Genomic DNA, 18201 nt, shown 5'->3' on the forward strand with positions numbered 1-18201 from the left:
AGGGGGAGCACATGAGGGCAGTGGTGTACACGACAGCCTGGGAGCTGGAGCTGCGCGAGCGCGCCGAGCCGTCCGCGCCCGTGCATGACGAGGTGATGGTGCGCGTGCGCGCCACCGGCATCTGCGGCACGGACCTGGGCATCATCGGCGGTGAGTACGCGGCGAAGCCCGGGGTGGTGCTGGGCCACGAGTCCTCGGGCGAAGTCGTGGCCGTGGGCCCCGCCGTGCGCCATGTGCAGGTGGGGGACCGCGTCGTCATCGACCCGACCTTCTTCTGTGGCCAGTGCCGGCTGTGTCGCACGGGGCGGCAGAACCACTGTCTGCGCAAGGGCGAGACGGAGACGGGCGTCAGCGCCGACGGCACCATGGCGCCGCTGCACAAGACGACGGAGCGCTTCCTCTACACGCTGCCCGCGCACGTGAACTTCGAGGAGGCCAGCCTCACCGAGCCCCTGAGCTGCGCCGTCACGGGCGCGAACCAACTGCGCTTGCGTCCTTCGCTGCGCACGGTGGTGCTCGGCGGTGGGCCCATGGGTGTGTTGTATGCGTGGGTGCTGGCGGGCCTGGGGTTGACGGGGACGCTGGTGGAGCGCTCTCCCGCGCGGCGTGAGCTGTGTCGCGAAGTCGTGGACCGGCGCTGGACGGTGGCCGAGTCACTGGACGAGGTCTGCGCGCGCTACTCCTCGGATGCGGCGCCGCTGGACGTGGTGGTGGACACCACGGGGCGACTGGCCGGTGAAGCGCTGACGAAGCTGTCGCGCGGCGGGCAGTTGTTGCTGGTGGGCCTCAAGCGTCACGAGGTGGCGCTGGACGTGGGGGCCATCGCGGACCGCAGCCTGTCCGTGCAGGGCTCCATCGACTCGCTGGACAGCAGCTTCGCCACCGCGCTGCACCTCATCAGCTCGGGCGTGGTGCCCGCGCGTCGACTCGTTTCGCACCGGCTGCCGTTGGCGTCGTTCCGCGAGGGACTGGCGCTGGTGGGCTGCGACGTGGGGGCCCGGCGTCAGGGCGCTCCCGCGGCCGCGCTGAAGGTCGTCCTCCAACCCTGAAGTCCGAGCGAGGCACTCACGATGATTCATGGACTGCTGATTGAAGGCACGGACTACGCGGGCAAGACGACGGTATGCAAGCTGTTGGGCGCGCACCTGACGGCGGCGGGGCTGCCGGCGCGGCTGGGGCATTGCTACGTGTTCGACATGCCCATCCTCGACCACTTCCTGGCCGAGGCGAAGCGCACGCCGGACCTGCTCCAGATTGACTGGTTCTACTCGGCGAACATCCTGTTGGACCTGGCGCGCTGTCATCGAGGGTTGCCGTCGGGTTTCCTCGTCCAGGACAGACATTGGCTCAGCCAGGTGGGGCGCAACCGCTTCTTCCATCCGGACGTCGCGGGACTGCCCAGTCAGCTCATCTGGGATGAGCACCTGCCGTTCGCGTTCAACTACTACCTGACGTCCACGCCGAAGGCGAAGCGGGAGCGGGCGCTGCTGCGTCCCTCCAAGTCGGTGCGGGACACGTACCTGCGCGACAACCCGGAGCGGCACCAGGCCTACGACGAGTTCCTCGTGTCGCTGCTGCCCTCGGAGGAGCGCTGGACGGTGGTGGACACCAGCGAGCTGCGGCCGGAGCAGGTGGCCGAGCGCATCGCCACGGACGTGCTGCGTCGACTGCATGCGGAGGCCCCGGCGCAGGTGCGGCCGGCGGTGGCTCGCTAGTGGGCTCGGCGGGCTCGGTGGGTGGCAGGCGGAGCACCGGGAAGGGTGAAGCCATTCAGGCACGGGAGGGCGCCATGGAAGTGCTCGTCATCGGAAACAACACGGTGGACATCGTCTTCTCCACGCGCGAGGCGCTGGTGACGGACGGCAAGGTGCAGGCGGATGGGCTGCGCTTCTTCGGCGGCGGGCAGGGCGCCAACGTGGCGGCGATGCTGGGCGCGCTGGGCGTGAGCACGCGCTACTTCGGCGTCTTTGGTGGCGGGGACTTCGGACGGCTGGCGCGGGGCTCGCTGGTGGAGTCCGGCGTGGTGGTGGAGGGAAGCCTCACGGTGGCGGACTGTCCGCAGCACTCGGCGGCCATCGTCGTGGACACCACGCGCGGCACGCGCTCGCTCGTGATGCACAAGGACGCGCGGCTGCGCATGGATGGCATTCCGGCCGAGGCCGCGCCGTTGGACCAGTGCGGCCTGGTGTACCTGGACGGGCACGAGCCCGCCTTCTCGCTGGCGCTGGCGAAGCGCGCGAGAGCCTTGGGTCTGCCAGTGCTGGCGGACGCGGAGGTAGCGGAGGAGGCGCGGCCGCTGTTGCCGTACCTCACCAGCCTGGTGGCGCCGGGCAAGGTGCTGCGCGAGCTGACGGGGGAGCGCGAGCTGTCTGTCGCCGCGCGGACGCTGCTGGCTGGGGGACTGCGCGTGGTGGTGGGCACGCTGGGCGCGGAGGGCTGCGAGGGGTGGACGGCGCAAGGCGAGCACCACCGCGTCGCGGCGGAGCGCTGCGAGGTGGTGGACACCACGGGCGCGGGAGACGCGTTCCATGCGGGCTACATCGCGGCGGTGCAGGCGGGGCAGGGCTTCGGCGAGGCGCTGCGCTTCGCGACGAAGGTGGCGGCGGTGAAGTGCGGAGTCCCGGGGCCGCGCGCGGGCGTGGACCGGCTGGCGCTGCTGGGCGTGGGACTGGGCGCGAGCGGGGGCGCGTCTCTCTCGCTGCTCTAGCGGCGATGGGGACACGGGGGACCGAGCCATGAAGGTCATCGTCACGGGGGCCAGCGGATTTCTGGGGCGCAGGGTGATGCGCGCGCTGCGGATGGAGGGAGTCCAGGCCCAGGGCACCTGGAGCGCGACGCCGCGCCAGGGGCTGATGCGCCTGGACATCACCGATGCGCGCGCGGTGGACACCGCCTTCACGGAGGGCCGCTTCGACGTGTGCATCCACGCGGCGGCGCGTTGCAACCTGGACGACTGCGAGCGTCACCGGTCCGCCGCGACGAACATCAACGTGGGAGGCACGGGCAACGTGGTGGAGGCGTGCCGACGCACGCGCACGCGGCTGCTCTACGTGTCCACGGACCATGTCTTCGATGGCGCCCCCGCGCGCACGTACGTGGAGACGGACGAGCCCCGGCCGCTCCAGCACTACGGCGTCACCAAGCGAGAGGGCGAGCTGCTGGCGCTGACGCTGGAGGACGCGTTGGTGCTGCGCGTGCCGTTGCTCTACGGCCTCACGGGGCCGGACGAGAAGGCGACCTTCGTCACGTCCATGCTGGAGCAACTGGCCACGGGCCAGCCCGTGTATGTGGATGGCGAGCAGGTGCGCTACCCGGTGCTGGTGGACGAGGTGGCGGGCCTGCTGGCGCGGCTCGCGGGGGGCGGCGTGCGGGGCGTGCTGCATTTCAGCGGCGGCGAGGCCACCACGAAGTATTCGTGGGCGCGGCGGCTGGCGCATGCCTTCAACCTGGATGTGTCGTTGGTGCGCACGCGCAAGGAGTCGTCGCTCGCGGTGCGTCCCCGGGACAACCGGCTGGAGTCAACGCGGCTGTCGGCGCTGGGACTGAAGGCGCCGTTCTCCCTCTCGGAGGGAATGGATGTCCTCCGTTACCAGAGGGGGGCGGGCGTATGAGCATCGCGCGAGCCGAGGGTGACTGGCGCGGAGTGATGCGCGATGTGCGCGTGTCGGGCAGCCGCGTCACCAAGCGGGCCACGCACGGGCGCGACAAGCTGTTGCGTGAAGTCGCGTGGCTGAAGGCGCTGCCTCCACGCGCGGCGGAGCGCTTCCCCCGGGTGCTGGAGGTGCGCACCGGCGCGGACTGGGCCGAGTACGACATGGACTTCTGTCCATGGCCGGAGCTGTCGCGGGTGCTGGTGGACGGCACGCTGACGGTGGGCGAGGCGGTGGGCGGCACGCGGAGCATCGTGGCCTTCGCCTTCGACGTGCTCTACGCGGACCACCACCGTCCCGCGCCCGAGGGCTTCTTCCACGCCAGCTATGTGGACAAGTTCTGGAGAAGGGCCAGCGCGGGCCGGGGCCTGTCGGCGCGCTTTGACCGGCTGTGCGCGGCGGGGAGCCTGGAAATCAACGGCCGGCTTCATCGGAGCGCGGCCGAGCTGGTGCGCGCGCTGGAGCGGGACACGGAGTTGCTCGCGCGACTGAACCCGCCTCGGGTGGGACGGTTCCACGGCGACTTCAAGTTCGACAACGTCCTCTTGGAGCCGGCGACGAATCGTTTCCTGCTGTTGGACCCGCGCGGCTCGACTGTCACGGGGGATGCGGACAGCGACTACCTGGAGGACCTGGCCAAGCTGCGCACCTGTACGAGGGGTCTCTACGATTTGGTGCGCGCGGGCGCGGCGCGGGTGACCGAGGGCATCGATGGCCTGTCCTGGGAGTGGGCCTTGTGGGCGAAGCCCGCGTTGGAGCGCTTCGCCGCGCTGGATGCGTGGCTGAGCGAGGAGCTGCCCGCGCGAGCGCTGGCCCGAGGTGACACCGACTGGCGCGTGCGGTGGGACTTCGTCACGCCGCTGCTGCTCCTGGCCAATGCCCCGTTCCAACTGGCGCCGGTGAATCCTCGCACCGAGGACATCGCATTGGTGCTGCATGCCACGGGCGTGCGGCTGCTGGCGGAGGCGCTGGAGCGTCACGGCACGCGGAGCGCGGAGGTGCGGCCATGACGCGCGCCACGCGGAAGCGCGCGGTCCTCCGAGGCGGCGTCATGAGGCGCGGGGCGAGGAACCCTTCAGCCCTCCGAGCCGATGTCATGACGCGCGAGGCGCGAAATTGCTCAGTCCTCCGAAGCGGCGTGGAGGAAGCCGGGCAGCACCGCCCGCAGGCCCGCGATGACGGCGGCGGCCACGAAGGCATGTCCCACGGACACGAGCGTGGGGCGCACGGCGCGAATCAGTGGAGGCAGATGACGCTTGTCCAGGTCGTGCGCGGCATTGACGTCCAGGCCGTGCTCGCGGGCCCGGTCCGCCGCGCGCACGAGTGCCTCCAGCGCACCCTCCTGCGCGGGTGTACCGAAGCCCTCCACGTAGTCACGGCAGTTCAGCTCGACGGCGGCGACACCAGCTCGGGCGACCAGGTCCACGGCCTCCGGCTCCGGGTCCACGAACACGGAGAGGCGCGTGCGTCCGCTCAGCGTTCGTGCCCAGTGAGAGAGCCTGAGCTGGTCATCCCCGGGGTGCCAGCCGCGCTGCGTGGTGAGGTGGTGGGCCTCGAAGGGCGTCACCACCCAGCAGCCGACGCCGGGGGTGCGCTCCAGCAGCGCGCCGAGGTCCTCGCGCAGGTCTCCGCCGACATGCAGCGTGGCGTGGCCCTCGCGCACGGCGTCCAACGCGGCGAGCGCGGTGACGTCGTGGGGCTTCACGTGCCGGTGGTCGGACCACTGGTGGACCATCAGCGCGCGGCAGCCGCCTTCGATGAGCGTGCGCGCCGCCTCCGTCAAATCCGGCACGGCGCCGCCGCGCGACGAGCGCAGCAGGGCGACCTTGTTGAGTCCCACGCGCAGCAGGGGTGTCGGCACAGCGGCACGCATCGACGGACCTCCCGGTTCCAGGCGCCCATCCTCGCATGGCCGCCGGGTCGCGACATGCGCCGCGTGGCGTGAGCGTCTCCTTCCGAATTCAGCGGCCCCGCGCATGGCCGCGCCAGGTGCAGCACGCAGCACGCAGTGAACGAAGACCCATCAAGGAGCATCACCATGAACAAGCCTCGTAGCGTTGCCATCAAGCTGTCCGCCGACACCATGAAGTGCGTCGTCGGTGGTTCCATCTCCACCCTGCCCACCGGCCCGGTCATCACCCAGCCGCTGCCCACCCTGCCCGGTCCCATCGTCACGGGACCCATCATCGTGGGCCCGGGCCGCGTCTTCCCGGTGCTGTGATTCGTCAGTGAAGGCTGACCGCGTGAGCCGTTGAGGTTCATGCAGGGGAGGCGCGGGCCGCTCAACCCGGCTCGCGCCTTCCTTCCTCTATCCGCTTCTGGTGTCTTTGCCCTCATGACCCAACCCTCGCGTGACGAACTGATGAACCTGGTGGGCGTGGACCTTGACCAGTTGCTGGCGCTCGAGTCTTTGACGCCCGCGGTCGAGGCCGCCGTGTTCCTGTCTGGCTCCCTGGTGGAGGGGATGGGCAATGCCTTCTCCGACATCGACGTGTTCGTCGTCGGTCGGGGCGAGCCGACGGGCACCAGCCTGCACAAGGCCGGAGACGCGCTCTTCTCCGTGCACATGCTCGGCAAGCGGCGCGTGGACTTCGAGTACTGGAGCGAGGCGTCGGTGGAGGCGCTCGCCGCGAAGCTCGCCGCGTTGGACCTGGTGGAGGGGGGCCGGGACAACGTGATGATGGAGCGGCGGATGACGGAGGACGAAATCGTCTTCCTGCACCGCGTGCGCACGGGGGTGGCGCTGATTCACGGCGACCGGCTGGACAAGTTGCGCTCGCGCTTCGACTTCCGTCGCCTGTCGTGGTGGTTGATGGAGGTGAAGATTCGCGAGGTCGACGACGCGCTCGAGGACCTCTACGGGATGATGGAGCAGCCGGACGTCGCGCTGATGCGCGCACGGGAGCTGCTCAACTCCACCTGCGATGCCTTCTGCCACTTCCGGGGCAACACGAACATCCGTCGCAAGTGGCGCACGCGGATTCTGGGGAAGCTCGCGGAGGGCAGGGACGACGAGGCGCGCGATTTCGAGGAGCGCTTCTGGCAGCTCCAGTTCCCGGACGGCGCGCGGCTGTCCCAGCACCCCGAGGAGCTCAAGGCCTATCTGGAGACGTGCATCCGGGTGTGCAACCAGCTCACGGATATCATCCAGGAATGAGCGCCATGGACCTGGACGCGCTCATTCCCGTCACGCACCTGCGAGTGCGGCGCCGTCGAGCCGAGGGGCAGGTGCACCTCATCCTCGACAACTACTACTTTGATTTGGACGAAGGCACCGACGCCGTCTGGCGCGCCTGTGACGGCGTGAGGACGGTGGCCGAGGTGGCGGAGGCGCTGCACCGCGAGCGGGGCTGGGCGTTGGAGCTGGCCCGGTCCGTCACTCGCGAAACGCTGAGGGCCTTCGCCGAGCAGGAGCTCGTCTCGCTCGTCGCCCCGACTTCCACACGCAACCCATCCGCAGGCGGTGAAACCCATGAGTGAAAACAACGGCCACCTTCCCATCATCGGACGTGCCTGGCATCCCTCCACCCGTGAGCCGGGGCCGCTGTTGCCCGCGACGCGGCTCGCGCTGGCGAACTGGGTGAGGCCGGACGGACTGGCGAGACGCGAGCTGGTGCTCGGCGCGGCGGAGGGCGAGCCCTGGGAGGTGATGACCATCGACAGCGAGAGCGCCGAGCAGGCGTGGCGGGTGATTCACCTGCTCGACGGCAAGCGGACGCTGTCGGACATCGCGAAGGAGACGCGGCTGGACCTGGCGCTGGTGTCGTCGGTGGCACAGGACCTGTATCACCGCGCGGTGTTGGTGCAGACGAGCGGGTTGGAGGTGGATGCGCTGACGTATTACGAGCACCTGCGCTCGCTGGCGGGAATCGCGCAGCAGCGCTGGGGGCCGTCGTCGATGCTGCGTCGGTTCTGGACGGGGCCGGTGTCTCGTCGACTGGCGGTGGGCTACCTGCTGGAGAACTACCACTTCGCGGCGGCGGCCTCGTCGCACCAGAGCGCGGCGGTGGCATCGCAGCCGACGGAGCGACTGAAGACCATCCTGAGCGAGCACCTGTCCTTCGAGTACTGGCACCACGCGTGGCTGAAGCGCGGGTTGGTGGCGGCGGGGCTGACGGAGGCGGACCTGGAGCAGGCGTCGCCGCTCATCTCGATGCAGGCGCTCATCAATCACCTGCGCTGGTTGGGGATGGCGGACCCGCTGTCGTACTCGGCCTGCATCGGAGTGGGCGAGGGAGACCCGACGGCGCTGGCCACGGTGGGGAAGTTCTGGGAGCGCTTCACCGAGCACGGGGTGCTGCCGGTGGAGGCCTTCGGGCCCTTCCGGGACCATGACATCGGTGATTGCAGCGACGACCATGACCAGTTCGGTCGCGAGCCCTTCGCGGACGCGGGCCCGCTCACCGCGGCGGACCAGGCGCGCATCCGTCGCCGGCTCATCACCTTCTGCCGGCTGACGATGGCGTACCACCGCGAGCTGCTCGACTTCTACGGACCGGAGCAGGGGCCCACGGTCTTCTCCGTGGAGGACTGATTCGGCTCAATCATCGAGCAGCGGTGTCATCGAGTCCGTCGCAGGAGGAGGTTCGAGTGGAAGCGCTGGACAGGACGGTGCTCGCTTCGCGAAACGTGCCCTCAAGGGCACGAGGGTCGAGCGCTTCCTCATGAGTGTGCTCGCGGACTCCGTCGAGGTCTCTCCGCTGGACGCGCGTCGCGTGTCTGGAGTGCTGCGCGTCCTGCCGGAGGAGGTTCGTCGACAGTTGGAGCGGACGGGGCGCGTGCGCGAGTACGTGCCCCAGGAATTGGTCGCGACTCGGGGTCAGCCCTGCGACACGGTGCGCCTGGTGTTGGAAGGCATGTTGGTGATGGGGCGCCTGGGGGCGAACCACGGGGCCTTCCTCCGGGTGACGCATGTGGCGGCGGGCGAGCTGTATGGCGCGCACGCGCGTGACGACGGAGCGATGCACGGCTTCGACGTCGTGGCGGGTGGAGGGGTGCGCGTGCTGGAGGTATCCGGCGCGGACTTCCGGGAGGCGCTGGCGCTGGATGAGACGGGTGGGCTGACGGCGCTGCTGTGCCCCGCGTTGCGCCGTGCGCTGCTCGACTTGTTCGCGGACGATGTGGAGCCGGAGGGTGTGCTGCGGCTCGCCGCGTGCTTCCGGGAGGGCACGGTGCCTGAGGGCACGGTGCTGATGCCCGCGGGTGCGACAGCGGCGGAGTGGTGGGTGTTGAGACAGGGCTCGGTGCGCTACGGCGAGCGGGCGCTGGGGCCGGGTGAGGACTTCGCGTTGGATGCGCTGCTCCTGGACGCGCCGGTCTTCGCCGCGGCGACGGCGCTGGAGACCAGCACCCTGCTGTCCGCTCCGAGAGGCGCGACGGCCGAGGTGCTGCTGCGCTTCCCGGGCGTGCGTCGCGCCCTGGGGCGACGCGTGGCGAGGAGCAGTGCGCAGTTCAATCGCTGGCCGCATGTGGTCCTCACGGATGTGAGTGCGCCTCCCGAGGCACCTCCGGAAGAAGAGGGCTCGATGGAGCTGCCGGAGCGGCCTTCTTCCGCGTCGCCGTGGAAGCCGGTGCCGTTCTACCGACAGCAGGAGCACATGGACTGTGGGGCCGCGTGCCTGCGGATGGTGGCGCGGTACTACGGGCACGAGCTGGACTACCCGTCGTTGATGAAGCTCGCGGGCGTGAGCCGGTATGGCACCAGCCTGCTGGACTTGTCGCGCACGGGGGAGCAGCTCGGGTTCATCACCACGGGCATCCAGGCGGACTGGGAGCTGTTGCGCTCGGTGGACCTGCCGGCCATCGCGCACCTCCAGGACCGACACCACTTCGTCGTGGTGTGGCGAGTCACTCGCAAGGGTGTCGTGGTGGGTGACCCGTCATTCTCCACGCGCTTCATTCCCCGCGAGGAGTTCCTGCGCTCCTGGCGAGGGGTGCTGCTGCTGCTCAAGCCGTCGGACCGGATGTCGACGGCGGTGGCGGCGCTTCCTCCGAAGCAGAAGGAGCAGTCCGCGCTCGCGCGCTTCTCCGTGTTGGTGCGTCCGTATCGCCTGGTCATCGCGGAGCTGGTGGGGCTGTCGTTGTTGTTGCAGGTGCTGGCGCTGGCCTTCCCGTTGGGAAGTCAGGTGGTCATCGACCGGGTGTTGATGCGCGCGGATGCGCAGTTGTTGGACGTGTTGTTGGTGGGGTTGGTGGTCACCGCGCTGCTGTCGGGGGTGCTGGCCTTCGCGCGGAGCTACCTGGTGCTGGAGGTGTCCACGCGCATCGAGCGAGACGTGGTGGAGACGCTCTACCGGCGGGTGCTGGACGGGGCGTCGGGGTTGTTCCAGCGCTTCACGACGAGCGACATCCTGAATCGCTTCATGGAGGTGGGGCTGATTCGAGGCTTCATCGTGGACAACGCCATTGCCATCACCATCGACGTGGCGCTGGTGTTGAGCACGGCGGCGGTGTTGACGATGTATTCGTCCACGCTGGCGGTGCTCGCGCTGGCGCTGATGCCGTTGCACCTGTTGGTGTCCGCGGTGGTGGGTCGCTGGGTGCGGAACCACACGGTGGCGTACCTGTCACAGCATGACCTGTACCAGACGCACCTGATGGACTCGTTCAAGGGGTTCGAGTCGCTCAAGGCGCACGCGCTGGAGCTGCCGTTCCTGCGCACGATGCAGCGCTTGCTGGCGCCGTCGCTGCAGCACGGCTTCAAGGCGTCGATGCACGGAGCGATTGGCGCGAGTGTGTCGCAGACGTTGGACCTGGTGGGCAGTGCGTTGGTGTTGTGGGTGGGCTCGCGAGCGGTGTTGCGAGGGGAGCTGACGGTGGGAGCGCTCATCGCGGCGACGCTGTTCGCTCGGCAGATGAGCGGGCCGGTGGTGAGGCTGGCGACCCAGTGGCGGGACTACCAGCGCGTGCAGGCGCATCTGGAGCGGGTGGGGGCGGTGCAGGACGTGGCGGGGGAGGGAGACAAGCGGGCGTCGGCGGTGCTGGAGCTGCCGCGGGTGAAGGGACACATCCGGTTCCGGGGCGTGAGCTTCCGCTATGGAACGGGCCGCGAGTCCAACACGTTGGAGCGGCTGGATTTGGAGTTCGCGCCCGGGGAGGTGGTGGCGCTGGTGGGGCCGTCGGGGTGTGGGAAGAGCACGTTGGTGCGGCTGCTGTTGCGGTTGCATGACCCGGGGGAGGGGACGGTGTCGATTGATGGGTACAACCTGCGGGACGTGACGCCGGAGTCGGTGCGCGGGCAGATAGGGATGGTGACGCAGGAGACGCAGCTCTTCTCCGGGACGGTGTTCGACAACATCGCCTGTGGGCGTCCGGTGACGGAGGAGGCGGTGGTGCGGGCGGCGCGACTCGCGGGGGCGTACGACTTCGTGACGGAGCTGCCGTATGGCTTCCAGACGCTGGTGGGGGAGCGCGGGTTGACGTTGTCGGGAGGACAGCGCCAGCGGGTCATCATCGCGCGAGCGCTGGTGACGGACCCGCGCATCCTCATCTTCGATGAAGCGACGGCGGCGCTGGACCCGTTGGCGGAGCAGGCGATTCACGACCGGCTGCGCGACATCGTCCGAGGGCGGACCACGCTCATCATCAGTCATCGGCTCCAGACGTTGCAGCACGCGGACCGCATCGTGGTGATGAACGAGGGACGGATTTCCCAGATGGGGACGCACGAGTCGCTCATGTCCGCGCAGGGGAAGTTGTACAGCGCGCTCGCGCAGGCGACGCCGAACTGGAAGCGCCATGGAGTGGAGGGTGCTCATGGCGGTGACTGAGGACACGTATCGGGAGTTGTTGCCGGTCCTCGACTTTCCTCGGACGCGAAGCGTGCTGCGTGGGCTGTACGCGGTGTGCGCGGGGTTGGCGCTGCTGGGGTTCGGCGCGCTGTTCTTCGTCGAGATGGATGTGGTGGTGCGTGCCCAGGCGGTGGTGTCTCCGCAGGGAGAGACCGCGAGAGTGCAGGCGCCTCGCTCCGGTGTGGTGCTGGAAATCGCGGTGCATGAGGGACAGCAGGTGGAGCAGGGGGCGGTCCTGCTGCGCCTGGACGATGCGCAGGTGCGTTCGCGGGTGAGGTTGCTGGAGCAGCAGGTGGTGGAGGCGCGCTCGCGAGTGACGATGTTGGAGGCGCTGGTGGCGTCGCGGACGGAGTCGTACGGAATGCAGGTCCGCGTGCGCAAGGCGACGGCGTTGGAGACAGCGGCCCGCCTGGAAGCGGCGCGAGCGCTCATCCACGCGAAGGAGCGTGAGGCGGAAGCACGATCACGGGATGCGCGGAACGCGGAGCATCTTCGGGAGAAGGAGTTCGTCGCCTCGGTGGAGGCGGAGAACGCGTCCGTGCAGGCGGAGGTGGCGCGCTCGCAGGTGGTGGCGGCACAGGCCTCGGTGCGTGAGCTGGAAGCGAGCCTGGGGCGACTGGAGCTGGAGCAGCGGGGGCTGGAGGGAGACTCGCGCGTGGCCTCGCTCTCGGATGGAGCGGCCCTGTCGGCGGCGAAGGTGGAGTTGGAGCGCTACACGGGAGAGCTGGAGGAGACGCGATTGGAGGCGGCGAGGCTGGAGGTGGTGGCGCCGCGAGCGGGCACGGTGCAGGGGCTGACGGTGTTCGACCGGGGGGACGTGGTGCAGGCGGGGAGTGTGCTCGCGCTGGTGGTGCCGTCGGAGGACGCGCTCGTCCTGCGCGCGGCGGTGGCCTCGGAGGGCATCGCGTTCCTGCGAGACGGGCAGCCGGTCCGAATCAAACTGGACGCGTATCCCTTCCAGGACTTCGGCGTTCTGTTGGGGGAGTTGTCACGAATCGCGGGGGACACGACGCGGCGGCAGGAGGACACGCTGGGCGCCGCGCCATACCGTGTCGACGTGAGGGTCCCCGGTGAGCCGCGTTCCACGGCGGGAGTGCCCGTGCGGCTGCGTCCGGGAATGACGGGCACCGCCGAGTTCGTGGTGCGCCGAGAGCGGCTCATCTCCGCGCTGATGCGCCCACTGCGCGGAGTGGACAGCCTGGGGCACTGAGCCGCTACCGCTGCACGGAGAGGATGCGCCACCCGGTGACATCGATGGCGTAAGAGCCAGTTTCGGTGGGGCGCTAAAAGTTCCTCGCCGGAGGAGCAGGCTGCCAGGAGTGGGACTGGACAGGCCCTTAGCTGTCGTACCCGGTCGTGTAGCTGTCGAGGAGCGAATTGCCCTGTCGCACCTCAAGCCTCAGGGTGATCCTGTCCGGACCTGGCTGGAATGTTCTGCTTGTGTCGCGCCACCGATGATTCAGCGTCACGACCAGGGTACCGAAGTTTCCGCTGAAGGTGGTGTCGTTGATCTCCGAATCCCCTGTATCCGGCTGCATGCGCAGACCAGCATTTCGCGCAGCCACAGCCCACGGGGCATCACTCTTCGTTTCCGCTGATTCGTCCATCGCCAGTTTCAAGTTCGTCAGCACACTCTTCATCTCCTCTGTGTATTCCAATGCACTCCTCCAGTAAGATGCCCGCAACAGAGACGCCCACTTGCTCCCCGCCGGGCTCTCCTACAGGGGAAGTCTAAAAGCCATTATGAGGAGGGCGCTCTAAGATTTTTCGCTCGTAGAACAGGCTGCCACCAGCAATGGGGCTCTACCGAAATAGGCTCTTAAGGCAACGCAGCCCAGGAGAGACTGTGACGATGGCGAGGTCCGTCGGCGAAATTGAATATAGGTGGGACGTACCCCAGATAGAGGATCGCCACCTTTCGTCGTCACATACGTCTGACGACCGACCTCGGTCCCGGAGAAGATATAACCAGGGACTTAGTGAGTGACATTCGCCGGAGTCTTGTCACAGGCGAAAATCAGCAGGAGAGTTGGGGAGAGAAAGGTGAGCAGCTTCACGACTCTCCTAGCAGTTTTTGCGGATAGCTTACCCCGCATGCGCGAGCGATCACAGTCATGGCAATGGCAGTGGAACTGCGAGAGGGGTGACGAGCGACCCTGTGGGGTTTATTTCACCTCGAATAGACATGCCGACGTAGGCGTTAGTCGGTGCGTGCCACAAGGCGGCCGTGGCCGGTCTGCCTCCTGCACCTTCGTCGCTTACCCTCATAGACGGCGACTCGCCCGCACAGATGACGCTAGGCATCCCAAAGCACCGAGGAGAACTCGCAGGGGTATGCTTTCCGTTGCAGCAAACAGGCTTTTGCCTCTTTTACCTACGTCAAATCACCTCCCTTCCTCCTCTTCTCAGACCGTTTCGGCTCTGCTCAAGTAGTGCTAGCCGTGGCAAACGAATCTTACCCTGGTACAAAGGGAACTCAGACGTTCCGCAAAGGCGGGCCTTGTGCGCAGAGGCTCACCCAATAGAGAGGGGATGACATGAGTGAGCAGGTGCCTTTCGATGCTGTGACCTTCGCAGAAAACCCGGATCCACGCTGCCCCTGCGTCCTCCTCTTGGATACCTCTGGCTCGATGGGGGGAGCGCCAATTGCCGAACTTAACGCTGGTCTCGCGCAGTACCGCGACGAGCTCTCTGCGGATGGCATTGCCTCCAAGCGGGTGGATGTGGCCGTCGTCACGTTCGGCGGCCAAGTGCAGGTCGTCTCCGAATTCTCAACGGCTCCAGGCTTCGTGTCGCCCCAACTTGAGGCCGGCGGCGAGACACCGATGGGCCAAGCCATCCTGCGTGCGACGGAGATGCTCCAAAAACGCAAAGAGACCTACCGGCAGAACGGCGTCCTCTTCTACCGCCCGTGGATTTTCCTCATCACTGACGGACGTCCGTCTGACGACTGGCAGGCAGCATCGGAGAGGGTAAAGCAGGGCGAGGCTTCCAAGGCATTCTCCTTCTTCGCCGTGGGAGTCGAGGGCGCCGACATGGGCATCCTCAAGCAGATCAGCGTCCGCGAGCCGCTCCGGCTCAACGGGCTGCGTTTTCGTGACCTATTCAAGTGGCTCTCCAACTCGCAGCAGGCCGTGTCCCGTTCGCGCACTAGCGATGAGGTTGCGCTGTCCAATCCGATGGTGCCGGGCGGTTGGGCCTCAGTCTGAGAGGCGCACTTGTGGAAGGTACTCAAAGACTCCGTTGCGGGCACATCACACCGGCACACGGGTGCACCCTGTCAGGACAGCAGTGAAGCGCGTTCGACCTGGCCGCAGGCAGAGGAGGTTCTCATACTGGCTTGTGCGGACGGCGCCGGGAGCGCCGACTTTAGTCAACTAGGGTCAGCCCTGGCCTGTGAGCGCTTTGTGGCTCTCGCATGCGAGCAACTCCAAGCAGGTGTCAGCATGGCTGACCTGGATGAGGCCACTCTGCTGGGCTGGTTTCGCGAGGTCCATGAGGCCCTTCTGCGGGAGGCCCAGCGGCGTGAGATTGTGCCCCGTCAGCTCGCCTGTACGCTCCTGGTGGCCGTTGTCGGTGAGCACAGTGCTGTCTTCGCCCAGGTGGGCGATGGCGTTATCGTCATCCGGGAGGACGACGAGTACCGCGCAGTGTTCTGGCCACAATCGGGTGAGTACGTGAACACGACCCATTTCGTGACCGATGCCTCCTTCGAGGACGCGTTCCAGTGCGAGCGCCGTGGGCGTGTGGACGAGGTCTCCCTGCTGACAGACGGGCTACAGATGCTCGCGCTCAACTTCGGGGCCAAGACGGTCCACCGCCCCTTCTTCGCCCCCATGTTCGAGCTACTACGTCAAACATCTGCTCATGAGGAACTCATCGTTCCATTCAGGCAGTTTCTTGATTCGCCAAGCGTCAATGCGAGGACCGACGACGACAAGACGCTGATCCTCGCCACCCGATTATACAGTGATGCCTCCCCCACGTCTCGTTGACAGTACTGGCCAGGTAGTCCAACTGGGGCCCGAACTGCGCCGAGGTGGAGAGGGAATCATTTTTGAAGTGGCCGGCCTTCCCGGCTCTGTTGCCAAGGTATTCCTGCGCACACCCTCTTCCGAGAAAGTTGCCAAGCTGGCGTGGATGACTTCCAACCGGTCGGCTGAGCTGTCGAGGCTCGCCGCTTGGCCTGTCGCTACGTTGCACGAGCGTAGCGGTGGACCGGCCATGGGCTTCATCATGCCTCGCATCGAGGGCTTCAAGGAGATCCACGTCCTCTACGGAGTGCAGAGCCGCCGCCAATCCTTCCCCAAGGCAGACTGGGCCTTCCTTTTGGCAGCTGCAGCCAACTGCGCAGCCGCCTTCGAAGCGCTCCACGCACGTGGCCATCTCGTCGGTGACGTCAACGAGGGCAATCTGCTTGTCTCTCCTAAGGACGCCACCGTCCGGCTTATCGATTGCGACTCCTTCCAGTTGGTGGCCGGCAACCGGGTGTTCCTGTGTGATGTGGGCTCCCCGCTCTTCACTCCTCCCGAGTTGCTGGGGAAAAACTTCAAACAGGTTACCCGCGGCGTGTCGCATGACCAGTTCGGGCTTGCCGTTCTGCTCTTCCACCTCCTCTTCCTAGGCCGGCATCCTTTCTCCGGTAGGTATTTGGGTGGCGGGGAGATGGCCCCTGAGCGCGCCATAGGCGAGCACCGCTTCGCCTTCGGACGCAATGCGACTGCCCTGCAGATGGCTCCGCCTCCTTTTGCGCTGCCGCTCAGTTTTCTCCCACCTACGATGAGCGACTTGTTCGAGAGGGCTTTTTCGCCTCACGCGGAAAGGACTGGGCGGCCCTCTGCCGGAGAGTGGAGGCAGCAGTTGCTGGGGCTCCTCAAGCAGCTACGCACTTGCCCCACTGATGCGAGTCACCGGTACCCTAGCCATCTGCACAATTGCGCTTGGTGCCAGATGGTCGCCGATGGGGGGCCGGCCTTCTTCCTTGGCTTCAACGTTGTCGGCCAGCTCACATTCATTGCCCGTGCCGAAGACCTCACTCCTTTCTGGGCTGAGGTGTCCCGCCTTCAGGTTCCCAATCTGCCGGCAAGACCCGCCGCGCCACAGGCGCCAGTCGCCTCTCCCTTGGCCGTTGACGCAGCGAAGGCGCTGGAACAAATCAAATTCTTGCGCTCACTCTGTGCCATGGCGGGGGCCCTAGCCGCCGTGGCGGCCCTGGTCGGAGCGGTTGCAGCCCTACCCCCGAGCCTCTTCATTGGGCTTCCGGCGGGGCTTCTCCTACTGCTTAGTGGCGCGCAGTGGTGGCGACTGAGTCGTGGGTCCGTCGTGGGCGTGGCACTTCGCGAGCGCCAATCAGCACGGGCAATGGCGCAGGCGGCGCTGGCGAGTGCCCAGGTGGAGTGGGAGGGGCTCACGCCCGCCATTGAGTTGATCCAGGGACAGCACGCACAACTTGAATCACTGAGGCGCGACTACTTTGCGCTACAGCCAGGGTTCGAAGCGGAGAGCGGCCGGCTGCTGAAGGATCGAGAGGCGTCTCAACGGCGCGACTTCCTCCGCAACGCAGCTATCCGGAGCCACACCATCAAGAACATTGGGGATGGCCGGAAGGCCATGCTCCGCAGCTACCACGTGGAAACGGCCCTTGATGTGCTAACTCGGCGTATCCAAGGAGTGGTTCCCGGATTTGGGCCCGCGTTAGCCGACGCCCTGAATGAATGGGCACGCTCGATTGAAGGCCAGTTTCGCTTCGACGCGAAGAAGGGAGTCAGCGAGCAGGAGCGGCGCGCACTCGTCATAAAATACCTGCAGCGCCAAGCCCAGCTGAAGAGCACCATCGCGAAGGTTCTGGTGGAGCTACGCGCACGCACGAATGCCACTGCGAGCCAAGTGACGTCGGTCTATGGACGCTTCACGATTTGCCTCACGGCTGCTGCTCAGGCAGACGCGGACCTTTCTGCAGTCGCGCCGGGTAACCGCCCCGGAACAGTCGCCTCCTTTTGGGGAGGACGAAGCTACTGGACAGCGCTTTCGGCCATCATGCTCTGTGCTCTACTTCGCGGTGGAGACCGTGAGGCTCTCGAAGCAACAGGATCGTATCCAGAGCCGCCGGCGACGGCGACCGCACATGCTACTCCGGAGCCAGCCACCAGCACCCCGCTGCCCCGGCTGCTCATTCCGCGCGATTGCACCATCAGGTCGGCCCCTTCCGTGAACGCCTCTGACTTGGGAAGGGTTGTCGCCAACACCCCGCTTTCTGTGTCAGCGCGCCAGAACGGCTGGAGGAAAGTCACCTTTCCGGGAGGCCAACAGGGCTGGACAGGTCCTCGCTGCTGGACCCCACTCGTGTCGACAGGAGGGAACTGTGTGAGGGACGAGGACTGTGCACGCAGCCAGTGCAGCCTCCCACCCGAAGGCGAAACCATCGGCACCTGCCTCTGAATTGATGTTCGCGCCCATCCAAACCCCGCCTCTGTCTCACGAGCGCGCCAACGCCGGGTCAGAACGCATCAAGGCGGGTGAGTGAGGCGCGCGGGCATCGTTCCCGCCTGGGCGGGTGTTGCGCGCGACGTGACCTTTGTTTCCAAGCTTGGCTCGCCGTATTTTCCGGGCCTGCACCGACATTGACGGCACCAGCTGTTGCGAGGCGAGCTGGTTGATGGACGAGCAATCCGCCTGGTTGATGGGCATCACCGAGCGCGAGCGTGAGCGAGCGCGCTCGGAGATGGGAGCGGCCTACTGATTGGCGGAGTCGGTGTCGAGCA

17 protein-coding genes are annotated in these 18201 nt (G+C 67.1%); 15 read left to right on the top strand and 2 right to left on the bottom strand.

All coding sequences use genetic code 11. The annotated features are described in order from the left end of the window. Positions 1–11 precede the first annotated feature (11 nt). The 5 genes from G4D83_RS32230 to G4D83_RS32250 all read left to right on the top strand — a co-directional run bounded on the left by G4D83_RS32230 (position 12) and on the right by G4D83_RS32250 (position 4660). Positions 12–1049, top strand: a complete 1038-nt coding sequence (locus G4D83_RS32230; protein WP_163868686.1) for a zinc-dependent alcohol dehydrogenase — start codon at positions 12–14, stop codon at positions 1047–1049. A gap of 21 nt (positions 1050–1070) precedes the next feature. Continuing rightward, entirely contained in the window at positions 1071–1715 is a 645-nt protein-coding gene (locus G4D83_RS32235; RefSeq protein ID WP_163868687.1) for a hypothetical protein, read from the top strand. A 74-nt stretch (positions 1716–1789) separates the two neighbouring features. Next, positions 1790–2707: a carbohydrate kinase family protein gene (locus G4D83_RS32240; protein ID WP_163868688.1), complete on the top strand. Its 918-nt coding sequence runs from the start codon at positions 1790–1792 to the stop codon at positions 2705–2707. Between the two features lie 28 nt (positions 2708–2735). Then, the gene (locus G4D83_RS32245) at positions 2736–3611 is read left to right on the top strand and encodes an SDR family oxidoreductase (protein ID WP_163868689.1); all 876 of its coding nucleotides are present in this window, start codon (positions 2736–2738) and stop codon (positions 3609–3611) included. After that, positions 3608–4660, top strand: a complete 1053-nt coding sequence (locus G4D83_RS32250) for a phosphotransferase (protein WP_163868690.1) — start codon at positions 3608–3610, stop codon at positions 4658–4660. Before G4D83_RS32245 ends, G4D83_RS32250 begins: the two co-directional genes overlap by 4 nt. A 110-nt stretch (positions 4661–4770) precedes the next feature. Here the strand turns inward: G4D83_RS32250 and G4D83_RS32255 are convergent, their stop codons facing one another. Continuing rightward, positions 4771–5523, bottom strand: a complete 753-nt coding sequence (locus G4D83_RS32255; RefSeq protein ID WP_163868691.1) for a pyridoxine 5'-phosphate synthase — start codon at positions 5521–5523, stop codon at positions 4771–4773. Positions 5524–5688: 165 nt separating this feature from the next. Here G4D83_RS32255 and G4D83_RS32260 point away from each other — a divergent pair, with 165 nt between their 5' ends. The 6 genes from G4D83_RS32260 to G4D83_RS32285 all read left to right on the top strand — a co-directional run bounded on the left by G4D83_RS32260 (position 5689) and on the right by G4D83_RS32285 (position 12650). Continuing rightward, complete coding sequence (locus tag G4D83_RS32260) at positions 5689–5871, top strand: hypothetical protein (RefSeq protein ID WP_163868692.1); 183 nt, start codon at positions 5689–5691, stop codon at positions 5869–5871. A 114-nt stretch (positions 5872–5985) separates the two neighbouring features. Beyond that, positions 5986–6807: a nucleotidyltransferase domain-containing protein gene (locus G4D83_RS32265; protein WP_163868693.1), complete on the top strand. Its 822-nt coding sequence runs from the start codon at positions 5986–5988 to the stop codon at positions 6805–6807. A gap of 5 nt (positions 6808–6812) precedes the next feature. Next, the gene (locus tag G4D83_RS32270) at positions 6813–7130 is read left to right on the top strand and encodes a PqqD family peptide modification chaperone (RefSeq protein ID WP_163868694.1); all 318 of its coding nucleotides are present in this window, start codon (positions 6813–6815) and stop codon (positions 7128–7130) included. Continuing rightward, positions 7123–8184, top strand: a complete 1062-nt coding sequence (locus G4D83_RS32275; RefSeq protein WP_163868695.1) for a hypothetical protein — start codon at positions 7123–7125, stop codon at positions 8182–8184. Before G4D83_RS32270 ends, G4D83_RS32275 begins: the two co-directional genes overlap by 8 nt. Before the next feature lie 130 nt (positions 8185–8314). Continuing rightward, the gene (locus tag G4D83_RS32280; RefSeq protein WP_163868696.1) at positions 8315–11419 is read left to right on the top strand and encodes a cysteine peptidase family C39 domain-containing protein; all 3105 of its coding nucleotides are present in this window, start codon (positions 8315–8317) and stop codon (positions 11417–11419) included. Further along, on the top strand, positions 11406–12650 hold the full coding sequence (locus G4D83_RS32285; RefSeq protein WP_163868697.1) for a beta-barrel domain-containing protein: 1245 nt from the start codon (positions 11406–11408) through the stop codon (positions 12648–12650). The genes G4D83_RS32280 and G4D83_RS32285 overlap by 14 nt, the downstream gene beginning before the upstream one ends. Before the next feature lie 127 nt (positions 12651–12777). On the opposite strand, the gene G4D83_RS32290 is transcribed toward G4D83_RS32285, so the two are convergent. After that, a complete protein-coding gene (locus G4D83_RS32290) occupies positions 12778–13080 on the bottom strand; it encodes a hypothetical protein (protein ID WP_205522764.1) in 303 nt (100 codons plus the stop codon). Positions 13081–13977: 897 nt separating this feature from the next. On the opposite strand from G4D83_RS32290, the gene G4D83_RS32295 reads away from it, so the two are divergent. The 4 genes from G4D83_RS32295 to G4D83_RS32310 all read left to right on the top strand — a co-directional run bounded on the left by G4D83_RS32295 (position 13978) and on the right by G4D83_RS32310 (position 18179). Then, positions 13978–14649 (top strand): vWA domain-containing protein, encoded by a 672-nt coding sequence (locus tag G4D83_RS32295; RefSeq protein ID WP_163868699.1) that lies wholly within the window; start codon positions 13978–13980, stop codon positions 14647–14649. 9 nt (positions 14650–14658) lie between these two features. Next, a complete protein-coding gene (locus G4D83_RS32300; protein ID WP_163868700.1) occupies positions 14659–15435 on the top strand; it encodes a PP2C family serine/threonine-protein phosphatase in 777 nt (258 codons plus the stop codon). Between the two features lie 229 nt (positions 15436–15664). Further along, positions 15665–17878 (top strand): SH3 domain-containing protein, encoded by a 2214-nt coding sequence (locus G4D83_RS32305; protein ID WP_163868701.1) that lies wholly within the window; start codon positions 15665–15667, stop codon positions 17876–17878. A 148-nt stretch (positions 17879–18026) separates the two neighbouring features. After that, positions 18027–18179: a hypothetical protein gene (locus tag G4D83_RS32310; RefSeq protein ID WP_163868702.1), complete on the top strand. Its 153-nt coding sequence runs from the start codon at positions 18027–18029 to the stop codon at positions 18177–18179. Positions 18180–18201: the final 22 nt, after the last annotated feature.

The organism is Myxococcus eversor, assembly GCF_010894455.1.
GTDB lineage: Bacteria > Myxococcota > Myxococcia > Myxococcales > Myxococcaceae > Myxococcus > Myxococcus eversor.